A 19474-nucleotide genomic window follows, 5' to 3' on the forward strand; every position below is an offset into this window, starting at 1 on the left:
CTCAGCCCCCGGCGATCGCCGGCACGATCGCGATCTGATCGCCGCCCTTCACCGGCGTCTTCAGCCCGTCGAGGAAGCGGATGTCCTCGTCGCCGACGAAGATGTTCACGAAGCGCCGCACGCCCTTCTCGTCGAGGAGTCGGTCGCGGATGCCCGGGTAGCTCTTCTCGAGGTTCTCGATGAGCTCGCCGACGGTGCCGCCGGCGGCTTTGACCTCGTCCTGCCCACCGGTGAGGGTGCGGAGCGGGGTCGGGATGCGGACGGTCGCGGTGTCAGCCATGGTCATGCTCTCCTGTGTTGAGGTGGGTCGTGGGGCCGCCTTCACGGTCCCTTGCAACGTGGGTCGGGGAGTCGCTCTCGCGCTCCCCTTCAACGTGGGTCGGGGAGTCGCTCTCGCGCTCCCCTTCGCTTTCGCTGGCGCACGCGTTCACGTAACGCAATGCGTCAATCGTCGAGATCGCGGCGCGCTCGCCGCAGAGGGCGCAGGTGGATCGCGCGGCGACAGGGACGCTCCGCAGCGTGTCCGAGAGGCCGTCGAAGGTCGCGATCCGGCCGAAGACCGAGCTGTCGCCCGCCAGGATCGCGAGCGCCCGGTCCGCCGCGATCGCGCCGGCGACGCCGCACACAGGGCCCGCCACCCCGGCCGTCGCGCAGTCCGGCGCATCCCCGGTCGGCAGGTCCTCGAACAGGCAGCGGTAACAAGGCCCCCCGTCCGCCGAGACCGCCATCACCGTCGAGCGCCACCGCACCGCGGCCGCGTGCACGACCGGGGTCCTGGTGAGGCGGCATACGTCGGCGATCAGGAACCGCGACGCGAAGTTGTCGGTCGCGTCGACGACGACCGAGACGCCCGGCATCAGGGCCGCCGCCGCGCTCGGCGTGAAGCGGCCGTTCCTGCGATCCACGCGGAGCCGCGGGAAGCGGCGGCGCAGCGCCTCGGCGAAGGCGTCGAGCTTCGGGCGGCCGATGTCGTCGTCGTCGAACAGGATCTGCCGGTGCAGGTTGGTGATCTCGACCTGGTCGTCGTCGACGACCCGCAGGTCGCGCACGCCCCCCGCGGCGAGCGCGATCGCGGCGGGCCCGCCGATCCCCCCCGCGCCGACGAGGAGCACGCACCCGCGGACCGTCTCGCCGTCGCCGCCCCTCATCGGAAGTACTCGTCGAGGCTGAAGTACCGCTCGCCCGTGTCGCAGAGGACGGTCACGACGTTCGCGTCCGGGCCGAGCTCGCGCGCGACGTCGAGCGCCACGCGCACCGCGGCGCCGGCGCTGATGCCGACGAGCAGCCCCTCCTGCCGGGCGAGCGCCGCCTTCGTCTCGTACGCGGCGCGATCGCTCACCGTCCGCACCTCGTCGACCACCTTCCGGTCGTAGTTCTCGGGGACGAACCCGGCCGCGAGCCCCTGGATCTTCGTGGGCCCGCGCTCGCCGCGCGAGATCGTCGCGCACGACTCGGGCTCGACAGCGATGACCCGCGTCGCGGGGCGCACCCGCTTGAGCACGCGCCCCACGCCGCTCACCGACCCGCCCGTCCCCACGCCGGCGACGAACGCGTCGATCGCGAGCGACTGCCGGGGACCAGGCCGCGAGGGCGCGTCGTCGAGGCCGGCCATCGCGTGCAGGATCTCCCGCGCGGTCGTCTCGGCGTGGACGCGCGGGTTGTCCGGGTTGCCGAACTGGCCGAGGATGACAGCGCCCGGGATCTCGGCCGCGAGCGCGCGCGCCTTGGCGATGGCGCCCTCCATCTGCTCCTCGGGCTCCGTCAGCACGACCTCCGCGCCGTAGGCCTCGAGGAGCTGCCGCCGCTCGAGGCTCATGCTGGCCGGCATCGTCAGGATGCACCGGTAGCCCTTGGCTGCGCACACGATCGCGAGCCCGATCCCCGTGTTGCCCGACGTCGGCTCGATGACCACGCCGCCCCGGCCGGCGCCGAGCAGCCCGCGCGCCTCGGCCCCCTCGATCATCGCGAGGCAGATGCGGTCCTTCAGCGACCCGCCCGGGTTCTGCTGCTCGGCCTTGCCGAAGACGCGCCCGCGGGGCGTCGCCGCGTCCACGCGGCGGATCTCGTAGAGCGGCGTGTCGCCCACGAGGTCGAGCACGCTGTCGACGACGCGCGGGTGCGACGGCAGCGGCGGGAGCTGGGCGGCGTCGTCCTCCGCGGGTGCGCGGGGGACGCCGGTGGACAGGGCGGCTCGGTCGGGGCTTGTCATGGTCGTCGGCTCAGATCACGTAGGTCGACCGCTCGGGCCGCCCCTTGCGGCGCACGCCGAGCTCGACGCCGCGCTCGCAGACGTCGGCGATCGACACCGAGTCGAAGCAGCGCTCGATCGCGCTCGCGAGATCGTGGAACACCGCCGTGGGCGGGTCGAGCGGCGATCTCTCGGGGCTGCCGTCGTCGTCCGGCGCGAGCACCGCGACCGGCCCCTCCAGCGCGCGGACCACGTCGCCAAGGCTGATCTCGCTCGCGGGCCGCGCGAGGTGGTAGCCGCCGCGCGGCCCCCGCTTCGAGCTGATCAGCCCGGCCCTCTTCAGGTCCTGGAAGATCTGCTCGAGGAAGCGCGCCGGGATGAGCTCCCGCTCCGAGATCTCGCGGATCTGCGTCGGCCGCCCGTCGTTGTGGAAGGCGATATCGAACAATGCGCGCACACCGTAGCGACCCTTGTTCGAGAGCTTCACCGCCAGCGATATGCATTGGTGCATCGGAGAAGTCAAGAACAGCCGGACAGCCGGCGACTTGCGCCTCTCTCCATGCGACAAGGCACCCGGATAGCGCACAGTAGCGGGCGATCGCAGCGAAATTGACAGCAGAGGTTCACCGATCGCTGCGTCACCGCGACGCGGCTTCGGCTTCCTGTTGAACCGGGTGGGACGGGTTCAGTAGCTTCGAGGTTATCGAGGCTGCGAGTTGCCGCGCGTGCCCGCATGGGCGCGCGGAACGCGGGCGACGCGAACACCCCGCGTCGCCCGGGCTGCGGCGCACCAACCCAGGAGTCGGCCGGTGGCTTTCTATCAAGACCCCCCCACGCTCGGGAACCAGTACGACGACGACCGCGTGCTGCGGTCCTACCTCGCGCGCGTGCTGCCGCGCGAGGTGGCCGCGTCGATAACGCCCTCGCTGCACGAGATGGGCGAGATCGCGGGCGGCCACCTGTACCGCCTGCAGCTCGCGGATCGCCCGAACGAGCCGAAGCTCACGTCGTGGGACGCCTGGGGCCAGCGCATCGACAAGGTCGAGCTGACGCAGCTCTGGAAGGAGGCGGCCCGCATCGCCTGCGAGCGGGGGGTCGTCGCCGCGGCGTACGAGCGGGCGCACGGCGCCTTCTCCCGGGTCCACCAGTTCGCGCTCGCGTACCTCTTCGATCCGTCCAGCGACGTGTACACGTGTCCGCTCGCGATGACGGACGGCGCCGCGCGCACGCTGCTCGCGAGCGGCAACCGCGCGCTGATCGACCGCGCCGTCCCCCGGCTGACGAGCCGCGACCCCGCGCGGGCCTGGACGTCGGGGCAGTGGATGACGGAGCGGACCGGCGGCTCGGACGTGGGGCGGACCGAGACCGTGGCGCGCCCCGGGCCGGACGGGGCCTACCGGCTGCACGGGACGAAGTGGTTCGCCTCGTCCGCCACCTCCGAGATGGCGCTCGCGCTCGCGCGCCCCGAGGGCAACCCGGAGGGCAGCCGCGGGCTGGCGCTGTTCTACGTGGAGCTCGCGGGCGACGGGGGGCGCCGCGAGGGCGTCGTGATCAACCGGCTGAAGGACAAGCTCGGCACCCGGAAGCTCCCGACCGCCGAGATCGCGCTCGAGGGCGCCCTGGCGACCCCTGTCGCCGGGCTCGTGAACGGCGTCCGGGCGATCGCGCCGATGCTCAACGTCACGCGCACATGGAACGCCGTGAGCGCCGTCGCGGCGATGCGCCGGGGGCTCGCGCTGGCGCGCTCTTACGCCCAGCGCCGGGTCCAGTTCGGCTCGTCGCTCGCCGACAAGCCGCTGCACATGGACACGCTCGCCGAGCTCCAGGCCGAGTTCGAGGGCGCATTCCACCTGACCTTCCGCGCGATCGAGCTGCTCGGGCGCGAGGAGACGGGCTCGCTCACCGAGTCGGAGGCGAAGCTCCTGCGGCTGATCATCCCGATCACCAAGCTCACGACCGCGAAGCAGGCGGTGTCGGTGCTGAGCGAGGTGCTCGAGGCGTTCGGCGGGGCCGGCTACGTGGAGGACACGGGGCTGCCGCGGCTGCTCAGGGACGCGCAGGTGCTGCCGATCTGGGAGGGCACGACGAACGTGCTGTCGCTCGACGCGCTGCGGGTGATTCAAAAGGACAGCTCGCTCGACGTGCTCGCGGCCGAGGTGGCGCGGCTCCTCACCGGCGTTGTCGAGCCGAAGCTCGCCGAGGCCGAGACGGCCGCGTCGCGCGCTGTGTCGCACGCCCGCGCGTGGATCAAGGAGATGGGCGCCACCGACCGCGACGGCCTCGAGGCGGGCGCCCGCCGGGTGGCGATCACCCTGGGCCGGGCGCTGGAGCTCGCGCTGCTCGTGCGGCACGCGGCGTGGGCCATGGACCGCGAGCGCAGCCGGACCGCGCTGGCCGCGGCGGTCCAGTTCGCGCGCAACGGCGTGGACCTGATCCGCGACCACGACAACGACACGATCCAGGCCCTCGCCGAGACGCGGCAGAAGCCCGCCACCTGAACAGGCAGCGCCCCCGACACTGAACAGCACCCCCGCGAGGCCGGCGTTCGCCTGCCCGAGCGCCGCCCCGCCCGGCCCGTCCCGAGGGGTCGACGATTTTTCCGCGGGCTCCGTTCGTTCTAAGCGAACAGAATAAACGATTACTTTCGGATAGTTGCGGATGGAGTCCCGCTCCGACACCGGACGGGTTTTGTCCTATCGGTGCGCGAAGGCACTAGACGGAACTAACTGAACGGGCATACAGTAATGCGGTGCTGCGGCGTTGAACGCGTGCCCGACGGGGTGACGTGCGGGCGGTCCTGTCTCTCGAGTCCATCGAGGCCGGGACCCGCCGGCCCGACCTCCCTGGCCGGGTGAGATCCGCCTGCGGGCGCCGTTGCCGGCGCCGGTGAGGGACTCCGTCCGCCTTGTGGACGGATCGGGCTCGCGTGGCCCCGGGCATGCGTGCGGCGCGCGGCGGCGGTGAGCGCACACGACGAGCTGCGAAGGGGCGAGATGAAGACGCAATACACGCTGCTGTCCGGCGAGACGGTCGAGTTCGCGACGCCGACCGGCGAGCTCGGGACGTTCCTGTGCCGGGTGATGGCGGCGGCCAAGGACCCGTCGGTGTCCGAGGCCGAGCTGACCGATCTCGTCCTCGGCCCGGAGAACCCGCTGCTGGACAGGACCTCGGTCGCGGGCCGGAGCGTCGCGACGGCGGACGTGTACCGCGATCCGGCGTTCCACGTGATGCTCGACTGCGTGGCGCGCAAGCGGCTGCCGCTCGACGCGGCGGTGACAACGTCGCGGACCCGCTACACGGTGACGGTGCCGGAGGCGGCGCAGCAGCTCGGGATCTCCGAGAGCGCGGTGCGCCAGGCGATCTACGCGGGGCGGCTGCGCGCGAGCAAGGAAGGGGGCACCTACTACCTCGACCCGCACTCGGTCGCGAGCTACCGGGTGAGCAAGCGCGGGCCGCGGCGGCAGGACCAGGAGGCGAAGGGGCCGCCGGGGGGCATGCTCGACGCGCGCATCGGCTCGGGCCCGGACGCGAGCTTCCGGGTGAAGCACAGCCGCGACGACTTCGAGCTGACGGAGAAGCGCGGGCCGGAATGGACGGGGATGATCCCGTCCGGGTGGCGGCGGATCGCCGTGCTCGGCACGTCGAAGGAGCTCTCGCGCTACTGGGAGATCGAGCCCGCCGAGGGCGAGAGCGTCCTGCATTTCGAGGGGTTCTACCTGCGCGGCGGCTTCCGCATCGTCGAGACAGTGAGCACAACGCAGCGGGCCGTGGCGGCGTTCAAGGCGTTCCAGCCGCGGTGAGGCGCCGAGGGGCGGCGCGCGGGCGCGGGGCCGGCGCGGCGGGCACGGGGGCGGCCGCGCGCGGCCGCAGCGTCAGTAGCGGGCCTGGACGCTCGTGCCGACGCCGAAGAAGTCGGGGCTCACGAAGGTGCGCAGCGCCACCGTGCCCTCGGACGGGTCGCGCTCCATGAAGGTGCCGTTGTTGTCGCGTACGTACTGGAGCCACGCGACAGCGGAGAGGATCTTGCTGATATCCCACTTGAGGCTCGCCCGGGCCTGGACAATGGGCACAGCGGACGTGTTGTAGGGCAGGATCGACAGGTTGCCCTGCTCGCGCACGACAACGGTGCGGGCGATCGGCGCGCTGTAGGCATCGAAGGAGGTCGTCCGGAACGAGGCGGGGAACTGGAGCCCCGCGCCGAGCCCGGGGGTGAGCCGCGCCGACGCGATGTAGTAGTCGGCGGCCAGGGCGAAGAACAGCTCGTCGGCGGTCGAGGCGCCGCGGGTGTCGGGGATCGTCTGGAACGGGATGAAGCTCGGCTGGTTGCGCAGCACGAACGGCAGATCGCGGTAGATGCCGGTGACGCTCGCGCGCGCGTACCCTGACTTGATGACCCCCTGGAGGGCCCCGGCGCGGGCCGATTGAAGGGTTGTCACGCCCGCGGACTCGAAGTCCTTGAGGTTCTGGTAGAGGTTCGACGCCTCGAGGCTCACCGCCCACGTCGTCTTGCCCGGCGTGTACGACTCGGGCTTGAAGATGATCTGCGGCCGGTTCGGGTCGTTGCGGTAGAGCAGGAAGTCAACCGACTGCGGGATCGGCTCGCCCTTCGTGTGCGCCACGACCCGCGCCGAGGCGCCGTACGTGTAGACCGGCTCGCCCGCGACGTCGGACCAGTCGAGCCTGCCCTGCTGGAAGTAGCCGGCGCCGAGGTCGGCGTGCACGTAGGGGTGGAGATCGACGCCGCCGCCGGCGAGGAAGCCGTAGTTCGACTGCGCGATGCTGACGCGCTCGACCTCGCTCGACCCGGGGGCGAGCACCCGCTGCGTCTGGGTCAGGCTGGCGACCTTGAACCCGGCATACACGCTGAACCGCTCGGCGTCATACTGGACCTTCGCGCCGGGCGCGGTGCCGATGATGCGCGGGAAGACCGACTGGTTGATCGACGCGTTCGTGCCGCCCCACGAGATGTCGTAGAGGTAGCCGAGCCGGAACCGGTCGGTGTCGAGCGGCCAGAGCGTGACGCCGACACCGGTCTTCCCGTCGGCCCTGCCGTCCGTGTGATAGAAGGCGCGGATGAAGGACCCCGCGTCGTAGAAGGCCTGATTGACGTTGTTGCTGTTCCTGGACAGCGCGCCGAGGTCGATGCGGAGGACGAGCGAAGCCTCGGTGTCGAGCCGCGGGATGAACCCCGGCATCCGCTTGTAGAGCGCGAGGTGCGTCAGGTTCTCGCGCCCGCTGAAGCGGGAGTTCAGGTTGTCGAAGAAGAGCCGGTACTGCTTCCGGTCGCCGATGCTCAGGTCCGGCGAGATCGGCTGCGCCTGGCCCGTGTCGTGGAGGAGATCGTCGTCGCCGAGCGTCCAGGTGAGGCGCGTGTCCATGGCGTCGCCGACCCGGACGGGCGGCTCCTCCGGATCGAGCGGCGGATCCGGCAGCGGGCGCGGTAGCTCGGCCAGCGCCGGCGCCTGGAACAGCGCGGGAGGCGCCGGGGGCGCCGGGGGCGGCGGAGGAGGCGCCGGGGGCGACGGCTGCGCCGCGGGCGCCTGGGCGGGCGGCGGGGCCGGCACGGCGGGCTCCAGGACCGGCGCGACGGGCTCCGGCGCCGGGGCGGCGGGCGCCAGCGGGGGCGCCGGCGCGGCCGGGTCGGGGACGGGCTGGGGCTGCGCCTGCGCCGCCGGCGCGAGGGTGAGCAAGAGGGCCGCGGAAACAGCGGGGGCGAGGAGCGCGCTTCGGTGCATGGCGGGCTGTGGACTTCCTTGGGCCTGGGTGATGCGGCGGGGCAGCGCGGCCGCGGCGAACGAGAGAGGGCTAGTTGGTCTCCGCGTCGTTGTCGTCGAGGCTGCGCGGCCGCACGCAGGCCTCCTTCGAGGTCTTCGCGGCCGGCACACAGCCGGGCGCGTCGCAGACGAGGTCGTCCGGACAGCGGGCCTCGATGGTCCAGTTCAGCGAGCCGCCCGAGAAATTCCGGAGCGTGCCAGTCACCGAGCCGAGCGCCTGGCCCCGGTGCGACGTCGGATTGAAGTCGCTCACCGTGCCGGTCTGGATCTGGATCATGGTCGATCCGTCGGTGACCTTGTAGTTGCCGCGCGCGGAGTAGCTCGTCCACTCGCTGCACTCGGGGTCGCGCGAGCACGCGTTCGCGCATCGCCCCTCGGCCGGGCTGTCGAAATCGACCTGGCCATCGCCGTTCAGGTCGCAGTTCGACTGCTCCGGGGCGAAGACGTTGTCGCGCGCGGGCCGCGGGCCGAAGTTCTTGCTGACGTGGACCCCCTCGACGCGCACGAGCCCGCTCTCGAGGCGCTCCATGGCCCCGGCGTCGCCGATCGTCGGCCCGTCGAGCAGCGCCGGCTCCGGGACCTCGCACGCCTCCCCTTCCTCGACGCGCGCGATCTCGTAGGAGGGAAACGAGAGCTCGGTGAAGCCGAAGAACTCGTTCACGGTGCCCGCGAGGTACTCGAGCCGATCGCAGACACGCATGTTGGAAGGGGTGTTGAAGTTGTACGCGAAGAGGTGGTTATAGCCGCTCTCCTGGCCGGCCAGATCGGTGACGTAGAAGCCGTCGCTCGCGACGCGCGTGACGACGACGCGCTGGGGAGCCGCTGTGTTGATCTGGATCCCCTCGAACGCGTAGGGCGTCGCCGAGCCGCCGCCCTGGACGTCGACGACGCGCGGCAGGGCGTAGGCGACAGGCTTGGAGGCGCCGGCGCTGAAGGTGCCCCCCTCCTCGGTCTGGTCGTCGGCGAAGGCGCACCCGGGGTCGGCGGGGAAATCGATGAGCACGTCGCCGGGGGCGTCGTCGTTGGCGCCGTTCGAGCACGCGGGGCTGTCGCGCACGTCGCGGGGCGCGGGCAGGTAGCCGATGTCCTCGGCCCACAGCCGGGTGGGGCCGTAGACGGCGGTCACGTGGACCGAGCCCGCCGCGACCCCGTCGCGCAGGCGGATGTTGCGCCCGACAGCGGCGCCCTCCTCGTCGGACTCGACGTCGATCACGGCCCCGGGCTCGACGCTGAGCCGGACCGTGCCGTCGAAGTCCGCCCGGCGGCCGGCGAGATCGCGCGCCTCGATGCGGAAGTCCCAGGTGTCCACCGTGTCGCCGCGGTTGGCCGGCAGGGGCTCGTCGACGGACGGCGGCACCGCCCCGTTCACCCTCTCGACCTTGACCCAGAAGCTCGAGACGCCGCGGAGGGGCCCGCCGTCGCTCTCGCACCCGGCGAGGGCCGTGGCCGCGACCGTCATGAGCGCCGTGAGCGCCGCGCAGCGCCTCGCCCGCGCCGTCACTGGCCCACCATCCGCAGGCGGCCGTCGGAGAAGTTGCCGAGCCGGCGGTCGACGCACGCGAGGTACTTGCACTGCTCGCCGGCGGCGCTGCACGGGGCCAGCGCGCCCTCGCACTGCCGCTGCAGCGGGGCCGTCGGCGCCGCCGCGCAGACGTCGCGCTGGTAGGCGGCCACGTCGTCGCGGCAGCGCGCGAGCACGCACGCCCCCGCGGAGCACGGGGCGTCGCCGGTCCGGCACACAGGCCCCTCGACGACCGACTCGGGGCACGCACAGACGTAGCCCTCGCCGAGCGCCTCCGCGCAGTCGCCGTCCACGCGGCACGACGGCAGCTTGCCGTCGTCGCCCGCGCCGCACGGGCTGCCGGCGCGGATGTAGTCGATGAGCGCGTCGCGCTGCTGCACCTGCGTGTCGAACTGCGTCGTGTTGCGCTGGAGCACCCGGAACCCGCTGCCGCCCTGCGCGAGGTAGTTCGACGTCGCGAGCTCGTAGGTCCCGATCGGATCGATCGGCTGCCAGCACCGGCTCGCCTCGACGTCGCAGCTCCCCACCGCGCCGCCCGGGCAGTCGGCGTCGCCGTTCGGGCAGGCGATCCGCGGCTCGTGCGCGCCGATGTAGACGCGGGTCGCGACGCCGGGCGCGGCGCCCCCGGAGGCGCGGGCGGCGCAGTCGATGACGACCCGCGCGCCCGCGATCTGCGCCTGCGACACGCACCCGCGGCCGGCCGAGCGGCGCGCCACGAAGTCGAAGAGCTCCTGCACCTCCAGCCCGGAGAGCTGCATCTTCGAGATCGAGTTATCGAAGGGGAAGATGTTGTACATCTGCTCGACGGTCACCGGGCCCGGCACGAGGTCGGCGCGGATGCCCGTCGTGTTCGTCAGCGCGAAATCGGTCTGGATGCCGAGGCGCAGCCACATCGCCGCGGCGATCAGGTTGCCGAGCTGCGAGTCGCCGCCGCTCGTCGAGACGCGGCGCGAGCCGTCGAGCGCGTAGCCGACCAGGAGGTCGAGGTTGGCGAGCGCGTCGAGCCCCTGCCCGTACGGCTCGAGCACCGACGCCACGATCGGATCGGCCGGCACGTCCTCGGTCACCGGGAAGAGCTCGTACCGGTTCGAGACCACCTCGTAGCCGTTCAAGGGGTCGTAGTCGGCGCCGAGCTCCGACGGGTCCCTGGACAGCACGAGGTCGAGGCGGCCGACGAACTTCGCGAACGCGCCGGAGTGCGCGAGCACCACGTCGCGCGGCTCGCAGTAGCGCCGGAGCTTCTCGCCTGCCTCGGGGGAGCGCTCGTCGTTCAGCAGGATGTAGTGGCGCTGCTTCTCCTCGTCGTAGTACCGCGAGCAGTCGCGGACGCGCTTCGGCGGCTGGAGCACGATGTGGTTGTGCCCGCCGAGCACGACGTCGATGCCCGTCGTCGTCTCGATCATCCGCTCGTCGACATCGAGCCCGAGGTGGGTGACGAAGACGATGACGTCCACCGTGGGGCGGAGCAGGTCGACGTAGAACTGGGCGACCTCGGTGGTGTTCAGCGGGGTGATGCCGAGCCGGTTCGGCGCCTCGAAGATCGACGTCAGGCTGGAGAGGTTGCCCATGCCGATGACGCCGACCCGGAGGCCCTCGAGGTCGAAGACAGTGAACGGCTGCAGGATCGCGCCGAGCGGCGAGGCGCCGGGCTGCGCCGGGTCCTCGAGCTGGTAGTTGGCGGCGAGGATGGGGAAGCCGGCGTTCTGCTGGAGCTGGATGCCGAGGTTCAGCGCGCCGCGGTCGAACTCGTGGTTGGCGACGATCATCGCGTCGACGCCCATCGCGCCGAGGGTGCGGATCTCCGCCTCGCCCGCGTAGAAATTGAAGATCGGCGCGCCCTGGAAGCAGTCGCCGCCGTCGAGGTGCAGCGCGCGCGACGACCGCGCGCGCTCGCGGCCGATGATATGGGACATCCGCGCGGCGCCGCCGACGTTCGCGATCGTTGTCGCCTCGCCGAGGCCGAGCCCCGCGTCGACCTGGCCGAGCTGCAGGTTGTACGGGAACAGCCGCGAGTGGATGTCCGACGTGTGGAGCAGCGTCAGGTGCGCCTGCCCGACGAGGCGCGTGGGCGGCTGCTCCTGCTCGCAGCCCGCCGCGCACAGGCCGAGCACGAGCGCGCCGACGGCGAGCGCGCGCGACACGCGGGGCGCGTCCGTCGCCGCATCCATGGCTTTACGGGACTTCATGAAGCGCTGTCACGCTAGGAAGCCCGCCACGCGAGCTCAAGCGAAAACGAGGTGAAGACGACGAGGCGGTCGACCTGCGATGCGGGTCACTTCGCGTCGCGCTCTCCCGTGAGCAGGTCGAAGAGATCCGGGGCGAACGCCGCGGCGACGCAGCACTCGACCTCCTCGGCCGTGGCGCACGCGAGCGCCTCCGCCGCGACCGCCTCGGCCTCGGCGACCGACACGCGCCGGAGCGTCTCCTTGATCTCCGGGATCGCCGCCGCCTCCATCGAGAAGTCGCGGAGGCCGAGGCCGAGCAGGAGCAGGGCGGCGAGCGGGTCGCTCGCCATGGCGCCGCAGAGCGAGACCGGCCGGCCGAAGTCCTGGCCCGCCTGGATCACCTTCGTGATCAGCCGGAGGATCGACGGATCGAACGGCGAGGCGAGGTAAGCGAGCGAGCGGCTGGTCCGGTCGACAGCGAGCGCGTACTGGATGAGGTCGTTCGTCCCGAGGCTCAGGAACGCGGCCTCGCGCGCGAAGTGATCGACCATGATCGCCGCCGCGGGCACCTCGATCATCACGCCGAGCGGGATGTCGTCGGCGCAGGGCTGCCCGCGGGCGCGCACCTGCTCCTGCGCGCGGCGGAGCATCGCGCGCACCTGCCGGAGCTCGCCGAGCCCCGCGACCATGGGGATCATGATCCGCACGTCGCCGTAGGCGGAGGCGCGCACCATGGCGCGCAGGTGCTCGAGGAAGACGTCGGGCCGCGAGAGCGCGAGGCGGACGGCGCGGAGGCCGAGCATCGGGTTCATCTCGGGCGGCACCTGGAAGGTGGAGACGAACTTGTCGCCGCCGATGTCGAACGTGCGCAGCGTGACAGGCTTCGGGCGGAGCGCCTCGACGACGGCGCGGAAGATCTCGAACTGCTGGTCCTCGGTGGGCGGGGAGGTGCGATCGATGTAGAGGAACTCGGTCCGGTAGAGGCCGATGCCGTCGGCGCCCTGGTCGCGCGCGAGGATCGCCTCGGCCGGGAGCTCGACGTTGGCCCGGAGCGACACCTTGACGCCGTCCTTCGACTGGGCCGCGCGGTGCCGCGACTCGGAGAGCTCCTTGGCGAGCGCGACGTGGCGCTCGGCGCGGGCGCGCGCCTCGGCGAGCTCGGCGGGCCCGGGGCGCACGATGACCGTGCCGCGCAGGCCGTCGATCACGACGAGATCGCCCGTGATCACGCGCTGCAGCACGTCGCTCACGCCGACGACGGCGGGGATCTCCAGCGCGCGGGCCATGATCGAGGTGTGGCTCGTGCGGGTGCCGACCTCGGTGACGAGGCCGACGACCGGCTCGTCGACCATCGCCGCGGTGTCGGCCGGCGACAGGTCGTGCGCGACGATGATGGTCGGCCCGGAGAAGCGCGGGATCGCCGCGCCGAACGTCGCCGGCATGGCGATCGAGTTCTGCAGCTCGATCAGGCTGCGGGTGGAGAGCGGCGACGTGTCCCGCGACGACGGCGGCTCCTGGGGCGGGAGGGTGAACGCGCGCAGCAGGCGCTCGCCGACGAAGCTCACGTCGTGGCTGCGCTCGCGCAGGTACGGGTCGTCGAGCGCGGCGAAGCGGCCCGCGATCGCCTCGCACGCGACCGCCCACTCGGCGCAGCGCCGCTCCTCGGTGACCTGGCGCTTCACGGCGTCGGCGAGCGTCTCGTCGCCGAGCATCAGGAGGTACGCCTCGAGGATCGACGCCTCGGCGCGGTGGTTGCCGAGGCGCTTCGACATGTCGCGGAGCTCGTCCTGCGCGCGCTCGACCGCGGCCTCGAAGCGCGCGAGCTCCCCCGCGATCTCGCCGGAGCTGACGCGGCGGCGCGGGTGATCCGTCCTGTGGCCGCCGATCACGACGGCGGAGCCGATGGCGACGCCCGGCGACCCGGAGATGCCGCGCAGCGTCTCGGTCCGGGCGCCGGGCGGCGCCGAGTCGCGCCGGGCGCCGGCCGGCGCCGGGTCGCTCCTGGCCGTGGGCGGCGCCGGGTCGCTCCGGGCCCCCGGCGCCATCGCGTCGCTCCGGGCCCCCGGCGCCATCGCGTCGCTCCGGACGCCGGACTCCACCGCGTCGCCGCCGGCGGCGTCCGCCGCCCCGGGACGGTCGCCCGGGAGCCCCGCGGGCAGCGCGCTCCGGCCGCGCGTCACTCGGGCTCTCCGAAGCGCGCGGCGATGAGCTCGCCGATCGCCGAGACCGCCTCGCCGGCCTGATCGCCGGTCGCGCGGACCTCGATCTGCGTGCCCATCGAGCCGCAGAGCAGGAGCACGCCCATCACGCTCTTCGCGTTGGCCGACTGCCCATCAGGCCCGGTCAGCGAGATCTCGCAGTCGTACCGACCGGCGAGCTGCACGAGCTTCGTCGCGGCGCGCGCGTGCAGCCCTCGCACATTGATGATGGTGAAACGCCTCGTCACCGCATCGGTCGTCACCGCTCGCCCCCCGTCACGCTCTTGTCCGATGCCGGGCGAGACTCCGGCGCGGCCACCCCAGACGGCGTCAGCCGGAGGTCCACGCTCGGGGTCCCGGCCAGCCCCTCGCCCACCGAGGGTACTATACTCCCGCTCGCCCGGGCGACGTCCCGATGAACGACAGTGATCGGGAGCCCCGTCTTCCGCCGCAGGCTGTCGCTGAGGACGTTGGTGAGCACGACGGACCGGTGCCGGCCGCCGGTGCACCCGATGCCGACGGTGAGGTAGCTCTTCCCCTCGCTGGCGTAGCGCGGCATGCAGAACGACAGGAGCTGCTCCGTCCTGCTGATGAACTCGAGGGCGTCCGGGTTCTTGAGGATGTACTCCCGCACCGGCTCGTCGTTGCCCGTCAGCTCGCGCAGGCCGTGGACGAAATACGGGTTGTCGAGGAAGCGGACGTCGAGGAGCAGGTCGGCGTCGAGCGGGATCCCGTACTTGTAACCGAACGAGATGAAGCGGGTGGACATCACGGGCAGATCCACCTTGGCCGGGCGCAGCCGCTCGAGGACGACGCGGCGCAGGTCGTGCGTCGACAGCCGCGTCGTGTCGAGCTCGATGGTCGCCCGGGCCCGCAGCGACGCGAGCCGCTCGCGCTCGAGGAGGACGCCGTCGAGCATCGCGATGGCGCCGCTGCCGCCGGTGGTCAGCGGGTGCGGACGCCGCGTCTCGCTGAAGCGCCGGAGCAGCGTCTCGTCCGAGGCGTCGAGGAAGAGGATCACGACGTCGCGGCCGACGCGGATCTGGTCGAGCGCCGTCGTGGCGCCCGCGAGGAACGAGCCGACCCGGACGTCGATGCCGAGCCCGATGCGGCTGATCCCGCCCGCCTCGCACGCCTCGACCGCCGGCCGGACGAGCGACGTCGGGAGGTTGTCGACGCAGAAGAAGCCGAGGTCCTCCAGGGCGTGGAGCGCCGTCGACTTGCCCGCGCCGGACAGCCCCGTGACCACGACGACCCGCCCCGGCGCTGCCTCGGACAGCGCCTGCGCCGGCGGCTGCGGAGGACCGCTCGCGCCGCTCACCCTCGCCTCCTCGGCCGCGGCAGGCTCACCGACGACTCCGTGGCGACGAACCCGGAGCCCGGTCGGTCGGGGGGCGGCCTCCCCCGATCCGGGGGCTGCCGGAAGGCGCTGCTCGGCGGGCTCGGCGGCTCCCTGTCGAGGCTCGGCCGCGGCGGCCGGGGCGGGCCGAGCGGCGCCGCGCTCCGCTGGGTCCCCTCCTCCGAGAACCGCGCGGGCGGCGGCACCGACGACTCCTCCGGCGTGCGCTCGCCGAGCAGCTCGCCCTCGACGTTGCCGAAGAACTCGCGCGCCGCGTGGAACCCGGCGTTCTTCAGGAGCTCGTTGCGCGCGGCGACCTCGAGGATCGACGCCATGTCGCGGCCGGGCCGCACCGGGATGACGAGCTCCCGGATCTTCACGCCTAAGATCGTGTGGTACCGCTCGTCGAGCCCGAGCCGATCGTACTCGGTGTCCTTCGACCACTCGACGAGCTTCACCACCACGTCGATGCGCTTGCGCTCGCGGATCGAGGTGACGCCGAAGAGGTCCTTCACGTTGAGGATGCCGAGGCCGCGCACCTCGAGGTGGTAGCGGAGGAGCTCCGCCGGGGCGCCGAACACCATGCCGGGCGGGCGGTAGTCGCACTCCACGGCGTCGTCGGCCACGAGCCGGTGGCCGCGCATCACCAGATCGAGCGCGCACTCGCTCTTGCCGATCGCGCTCGACCCCATGAGCAGGAGCCCCACGCCGAAGACGTCGACGAGCACGCCGTGCAGTCGGATGCGCGGCGCCAGCCGATCGTCGAGCAGCGCGTGCAGCGCGGTGATCGTCACGCTCGACCGCACCGCCGAGATCAGCAGCGGCGTCCCGGACTCCTCGGCGCACTGCGCGAGCTCCGGCACGGGGAAGAAGCCGATCCCGGAGCTGTTCGTCTCGAACGGCTGGTCGCCCTGCGTGAGGATGACGCAGCACAGGCCGAGCTCGAAGAAGCCGCGCAGCGACAGGAGCCGGTCCTCGCGCGAGAGCTTGTGGAGGAACGAGAGCTCGGTCTGGCCGAGGATCTGCACCCGCGTCGGGACGATGCCGTGGAAGTGGCCGACGAGCGCGAGCCCCGATTTCTGGATGCGGGTGTTCATGATGGGCCGGTCGAGGCCCGCCGCGCCCGCGACCAGCGAGAGCTCGATGCCGAGCCCCTCGTCGGCCATCAGGCTCCGCACCGTGAGGGCGGGGCGGTCCACTCCCCCTCTGCCGCCCGGCGGAGCGCCCCCGTCCCCGTCCTGCCTGCTGCCGCGCGCGTCGCTCACGATACCGACCTCCCTTCCTCGGTGGCGATGAGCTCGAACGCCGCCCGCCCGGTCGAGGCGCCGAGCAGCCGCTTCCTGAACGCCTCGTCCCGCAGCAGCCGCGAGATGCGCGCCAGGGTCTTGAGGTGCTCCCCGGTGGCCCGCTTCGGCCCGATCACGGCGACGAGGATGGACACCGGCGCCCCGTCGATCGCGTCGAAGTCGATCGGCTTCGGGCAGAGCAGGACAGCGCCGATCAGCCGCTCGACGCCCTCCATGGCGCCGTGGGGGATGGCCACGCCGCTGCCGACGCCCGTGGACTGGAGGCGCTCGCGCTCGGCGAGGACCCGCTCGATGTCCTCGCTCTTGATCCCCTGCTGCCCTGTCGCGAGCAGGGCGGCGAGCCGGCGGAGCGCGTCCGCCTTCGAGCGGACGACCCCCTCCTGCTCGCTGGCGACGGATACCTGGTGCGCGGTCAAGATGTCGCAGACTTGCATGCTGATTTCGGCGCTCTGGCGAGGTGAGGGGGCTCTGGGTGGCGCACGTGGCACGGCCGGCGCAGCGCTCGGCCAGGGCCAGGCGCGCCGACGTTGCCATCGTACCCTGGGTACCTCGGGTACGCGACTCAAGGACGCTATCGCGAGGAGCGGTCCGGAGGGAGGTGTTCTTCCGCTGCTGCGCCCGCGCCGTGGTCGACGCGTCGCTGCGGGCTGCCGCCGCGCTCGTCGCGGGCGCCGCGGCAGCGCTCCCCGGGCGGGTTGTGCATGGGAGCGCGCGGCCCCGCGGCGACGCGCGCCCTGCGCCGCCGCCGCGCCCGCGACGAGCGCGGCGGCTCACAACCGGGAGCGCGCCGCGGCCTCAGCGGCGGGCGCGCTGGCTCACGTTCTGGAGCGCGTCGCGGCCTCTCGCTCCACCTCGGCGGCGTACTCGCCCGCGCGCGGTCCATTGCGCTTGCGGGCGATGGTGTGTCCCTTGCCATCGCGGATCTGCCGCTCGAGCTTGTCCAGGACCATGTCGATGGAAGCGTACATGTCCTCACCCTGCTCGGTCGCCTGGAAGGCCAGGCTGCCCGAGGAGAGGCGGACGTCGGCGACGTGTTCCAGGCCCTCGACCGAGAGGGTCACCTGCGCCGTCATCGCCTGCCTCAGGAATTTCTGAAGCTTGGCCACCTTCTCGTGCGCGTACTTCTTGACGGCCTCGGTACCCACCATGTGGCGGAACGTGATCGTGATGTTCATCGGGCCAGCCTTCCTTCCACCGGATGCGTAGATGAAACAATCGACTACGGCTACAGAGCACCCCTCCATCTCCATAGTAACACCGCTGTAGAGCTCCGGTCTTCCATCAACGAAGGTGCTCTTTCGTTTTGTTGGTTTCGCTCTGGGTCGCTCCCTTGCGTCGTCGCTGCGCCTTGCCGCGACGCGCCGCGACGCGACGCGCCCGGCGCGGCCACGCGACCCCTCTCAACAAGCCTTGGCGCGCCCCGCTTGTTCCAGCGCCCGGCGCACCGCGTGCGGGGCATGGCCACAGGCCAGCGCGATCTCGCCGAGGGTGGGCCTACGCCCGAGCTCGGCGGCGAGCCGCCTGGCGCTCTCGAGGACGGCGCGGAGCACCTCGACGTCGCCCGGATCCAGCGGCTCGGCGACGCGGAGGCCCTCGGACTCGAGCCGATCGATGATGTGCTCCACCTCCTCGTACGAGACCGCCCGGCGATCGATGACCTCGGCGATGTCGTTGAGGTCCACCCGGCCGCTCGAGCGGTGACGTGTAAGGAGCTCCTGGATCATGTCGTCAATAACGGGCCGCACGGAGCTAGGGTGGCACCTGCGCGCAGCCCGCGCACGCCCGACGCCCGCAGGACTGAGCGCCTCGAGCCCGGGGTCGCAGGTCCGCGAGCGTCGCGGCCGCCGGCCCGGGGCGGCCGTCGGTCACCGCCTGCTCGCCGCCGGACGCCCGCCTCCCCGGGCGCGCCGCGTCCGCGCGCCGCGTCCGCGCGCCGCGTCCGCGCGCCACGTCCGCCCCCGCCCATTTCATCCGTTCGATAACCGCTCGACAACGTCAACGACGTTTCCGCCAGGAGCCGCGGAGGGTTGATGGTAGATACCGAGTCGACATCGAGCGGATACGCAACAGGAGATCTCCATGCGCTGGCCCCCCCCCGCGTCGCGATCGCGTCATGCGATCCGCGACCACATCGAGGCGAACCTCGACCCCGTCGAGGATCACCAGGAGATCACATTTCTCTCGACTTGCTACGACTTCCCCTGGGACACGCAGCGCGCCCTGGAGCTCGCGCTGATCCGCGTCTTCGGCATCGCGAAGAGCTCACCGCTGCTCGTGCGGACAGGCGAGTTCCTGGAGCGCACCCAGAAGCGTTACGACGACACGGTGCTCATCCTCTCCGAGATGCTGGAGAACGGATACGACAGCGAGCGCGGCCGGGCGGCGCTGCGGCGCATGAACCAGCAGCACAGGCGTTACACAATCCCGAACGACGAGTACCTGTACACGCTGTCGACGTTCGTCTTCGAGCCCGTGCGCTGGAACGAGCGCTTCGCCTGGCGCCCGCTGACCGAGAAGGAGAAGCTCGCGACGTACCATTACTGGAAGCAGGTCGGGGCGCTCATGAACATCAGGGACATCCCGCCAAGCTACGAGGCGTTCGAGCGCTTCAACGTGGACTTCGAGGCGGAGCACATGCGGTTCTCGGAGGACAACCGCAGGCTCGCCGTCGCGACGCGGGACCTCATGCTGAGCTGGATGCTGCCGAGGGCCCTGCGGCCGCTCGGGGCGCGGGTCGTCCACGCGATGTTCGACGATCGCCTGCTCGACGCGCTCGGGCTGCCGCGGCCCTCGCCCGCCCTGCGCCGCCTCGTCGAGGGGGCGCTCCGCGCGCGCGGCCCGGTGCTGCGGGCCATGCCGCGCCGGCGTGAGCCGCGCCTGCTCACCAGGAAGAAGACCCGCACGTATCCGGACGGCTACCGCATCGAGGACCTCGGCGCGCGGTGATCGGCGCGCACAAGCGCGCCCGGCGCGAGGCTGCG

At 72.2% G+C, this 19474-nt stretch carries 17 protein-coding genes; 3 read left to right on the forward strand and 14 right to left on the reverse strand.

The features are described 5' to 3' along the window. Window position 1 precedes the first annotated feature (1 nt). The 4 genes from WMF42_RS29675 to WMF42_RS29690 are packed head-to-tail and all read right to left on the reverse strand — an operon-like array spanning window position 2 to window position 2699. Window positions 2-280 (reverse strand): MoaD/ThiS family protein, encoded by a 279-nt coding sequence (locus WMF42_RS29675; RefSeq protein ID WP_061612430.1) that lies wholly within the window; start codon window positions 278-280, stop codon window positions 2-4. Further along, window positions 273-1148: a HesA/MoeB/ThiF family protein gene (locus tag WMF42_RS29680; RefSeq protein ID WP_437686224.1), complete on the reverse strand. Its 876-nt coding sequence runs from the start codon at window positions 1146-1148 to the stop codon at window positions 273-275. Before WMF42_RS29680 ends, WMF42_RS29675 begins: the two co-directional genes overlap by 8 nt. After that, the gene (gene cysK, locus WMF42_RS29685) at window positions 1145-2209 is read right to left on the reverse strand and encodes a cysteine synthase A (protein WP_437686225.1); all 1065 of its coding nucleotides are present in this window, start codon (window positions 2207-2209) and stop codon (window positions 1145-1147) included. The genes WMF42_RS29680 and cysK overlap by 4 nt, the downstream gene beginning before the upstream one ends. Before the next feature lie 10 nt (window positions 2210-2219). Beyond that, on the reverse strand, window positions 2220-2699 hold the full coding sequence (locus WMF42_RS29690; RefSeq protein ID WP_199694314.1) for an RrF2 family transcriptional regulator: 480 nt from the start codon (window positions 2697-2699) through the stop codon (window positions 2220-2222). 298 nt (window positions 2700-2997) lie between these two features. On the opposite strand from WMF42_RS29690, the gene WMF42_RS29695 reads away from it, so the two are divergent. Continuing rightward, window positions 2998-4686: an acyl-CoA dehydrogenase family protein gene (locus WMF42_RS29695; protein ID WP_437686226.1), complete on the forward strand. Its 1689-nt coding sequence runs from the start codon at window positions 2998-3000 to the stop codon at window positions 4684-4686. Window positions 4687-5181: 495 nt separating this feature from the next. Then, window positions 5182-5988, forward strand: coding sequence for a helix-turn-helix domain-containing protein (locus WMF42_RS29700; protein WP_061612435.1), 807 nt, complete (start codon window positions 5182-5184; stop codon window positions 5986-5988). A gap of 72 nt (window positions 5989-6060) precedes the next feature. Here WMF42_RS29700 and WMF42_RS29705 read toward each other — a convergent pair whose 3' ends face one another. The 10 genes from WMF42_RS29705 to WMF42_RS29750 all read right to left on the reverse strand — a co-directional run bounded on the left by WMF42_RS29705 (window position 6061) and on the right by WMF42_RS29750 (window position 18238). Then, window positions 6061-7923 carry a hypothetical protein gene (locus WMF42_RS29705; protein WP_437686227.1) on the reverse strand — a complete coding sequence of 621 codons (1863 nt, stop codon included), beginning with the start codon at window positions 7921-7923 and terminating at the stop codon, window positions 6061-6063. A gap of 70 nt (window positions 7924-7993) precedes the next feature. Continuing rightward, window positions 7994-9463, reverse strand: a complete 1470-nt coding sequence (locus tag WMF42_RS29710; protein WP_061613425.1) for a hypothetical protein — start codon at window positions 9461-9463, stop codon at window positions 7994-7996. After that, on the reverse strand, window positions 9460-11670 hold the full coding sequence (locus WMF42_RS29715; RefSeq protein WP_437686228.1) for a bifunctional metallophosphatase/5'-nucleotidase: 2211 nt from the start codon (window positions 11668-11670) through the stop codon (window positions 9460-9462). Before WMF42_RS29715 ends, WMF42_RS29710 begins: the two co-directional genes overlap by 4 nt. A gap of 86 nt (window positions 11671-11756) precedes the next feature. After that, window positions 11757-13829, reverse strand: coding sequence for a phosphoenolpyruvate--protein phosphotransferase (ptsP, locus tag WMF42_RS29720; RefSeq protein ID WP_437686229.1), 2073 nt, complete (start codon window positions 13827-13829; stop codon window positions 11757-11759). Continuing rightward, entirely contained in the window at window positions 13826-14110 is a 285-nt protein-coding gene (locus tag WMF42_RS29725; RefSeq protein ID WP_061613423.1) for an HPr family phosphocarrier protein, read from the reverse strand. The genes ptsP and WMF42_RS29725 overlap by 4 nt, the downstream gene beginning before the upstream one ends. Beyond that, window positions 14107-15168 carry an RNase adapter RapZ gene (rapZ, locus tag WMF42_RS29730; RefSeq protein ID WP_437686230.1) on the reverse strand — a complete coding sequence of 354 codons (1062 nt, stop codon included), beginning with the start codon at window positions 15166-15168 and terminating at the stop codon, window positions 14107-14109. Before rapZ ends, WMF42_RS29725 begins: the two co-directional genes overlap by 4 nt. Then, window positions 15165-16451: an HPr(Ser) kinase/phosphatase gene (gene hprK / locus WMF42_RS29735; RefSeq protein ID WP_437686231.1), complete on the reverse strand. Its 1287-nt coding sequence runs from the start codon at window positions 16449-16451 to the stop codon at window positions 15165-15167. Before hprK ends, rapZ begins: the two co-directional genes overlap by 4 nt. Continuing rightward, on the reverse strand, window positions 16448-16927 hold the full coding sequence (locus WMF42_RS29740; RefSeq protein ID WP_061613420.1) for a PTS sugar transporter subunit IIA: 480 nt from the start codon (window positions 16925-16927) through the stop codon (window positions 16448-16450). The genes hprK and WMF42_RS29740 overlap by 4 nt, the downstream gene beginning before the upstream one ends. Window positions 16928-17308: 381 nt before the next feature. Next, window positions 17309-17668: a ribosome hibernation-promoting factor, HPF/YfiA family gene (hpf, locus tag WMF42_RS29745; RefSeq protein ID WP_061612026.1), complete on the reverse strand. Its 360-nt coding sequence runs from the start codon at window positions 17666-17668 to the stop codon at window positions 17309-17311. A 225-nt stretch (window positions 17669-17893) separates the two neighbouring features. Beyond that, window positions 17894-18238 carry a sigma-70 domain-containing protein gene (locus WMF42_RS29750; protein WP_155798934.1) on the reverse strand — a complete coding sequence of 115 codons (345 nt, stop codon included), beginning with the start codon at window positions 18236-18238 and terminating at the stop codon, window positions 17894-17896. A gap of 334 nt (window positions 18239-18572) precedes the next feature. Here WMF42_RS29750 and WMF42_RS29755 point away from each other — a divergent pair, with 334 nt between their 5' ends. Further along, entirely contained in the window at window positions 18573-19439 is an 867-nt protein-coding gene (locus WMF42_RS29755) for an oxygenase MpaB family protein (protein ID WP_437686232.1), read from the forward strand. Window positions 19440-19474: the final 35 nt, after the last annotated feature.

The organism is Sorangium sp. So ce176 (assembly GCF_051519835.1).
Classification (GTDB): Bacteria; Myxococcota_A; Polyangia; order Polyangiales; family Polyangiaceae; genus Sorangium; species Sorangium cellulosum_G.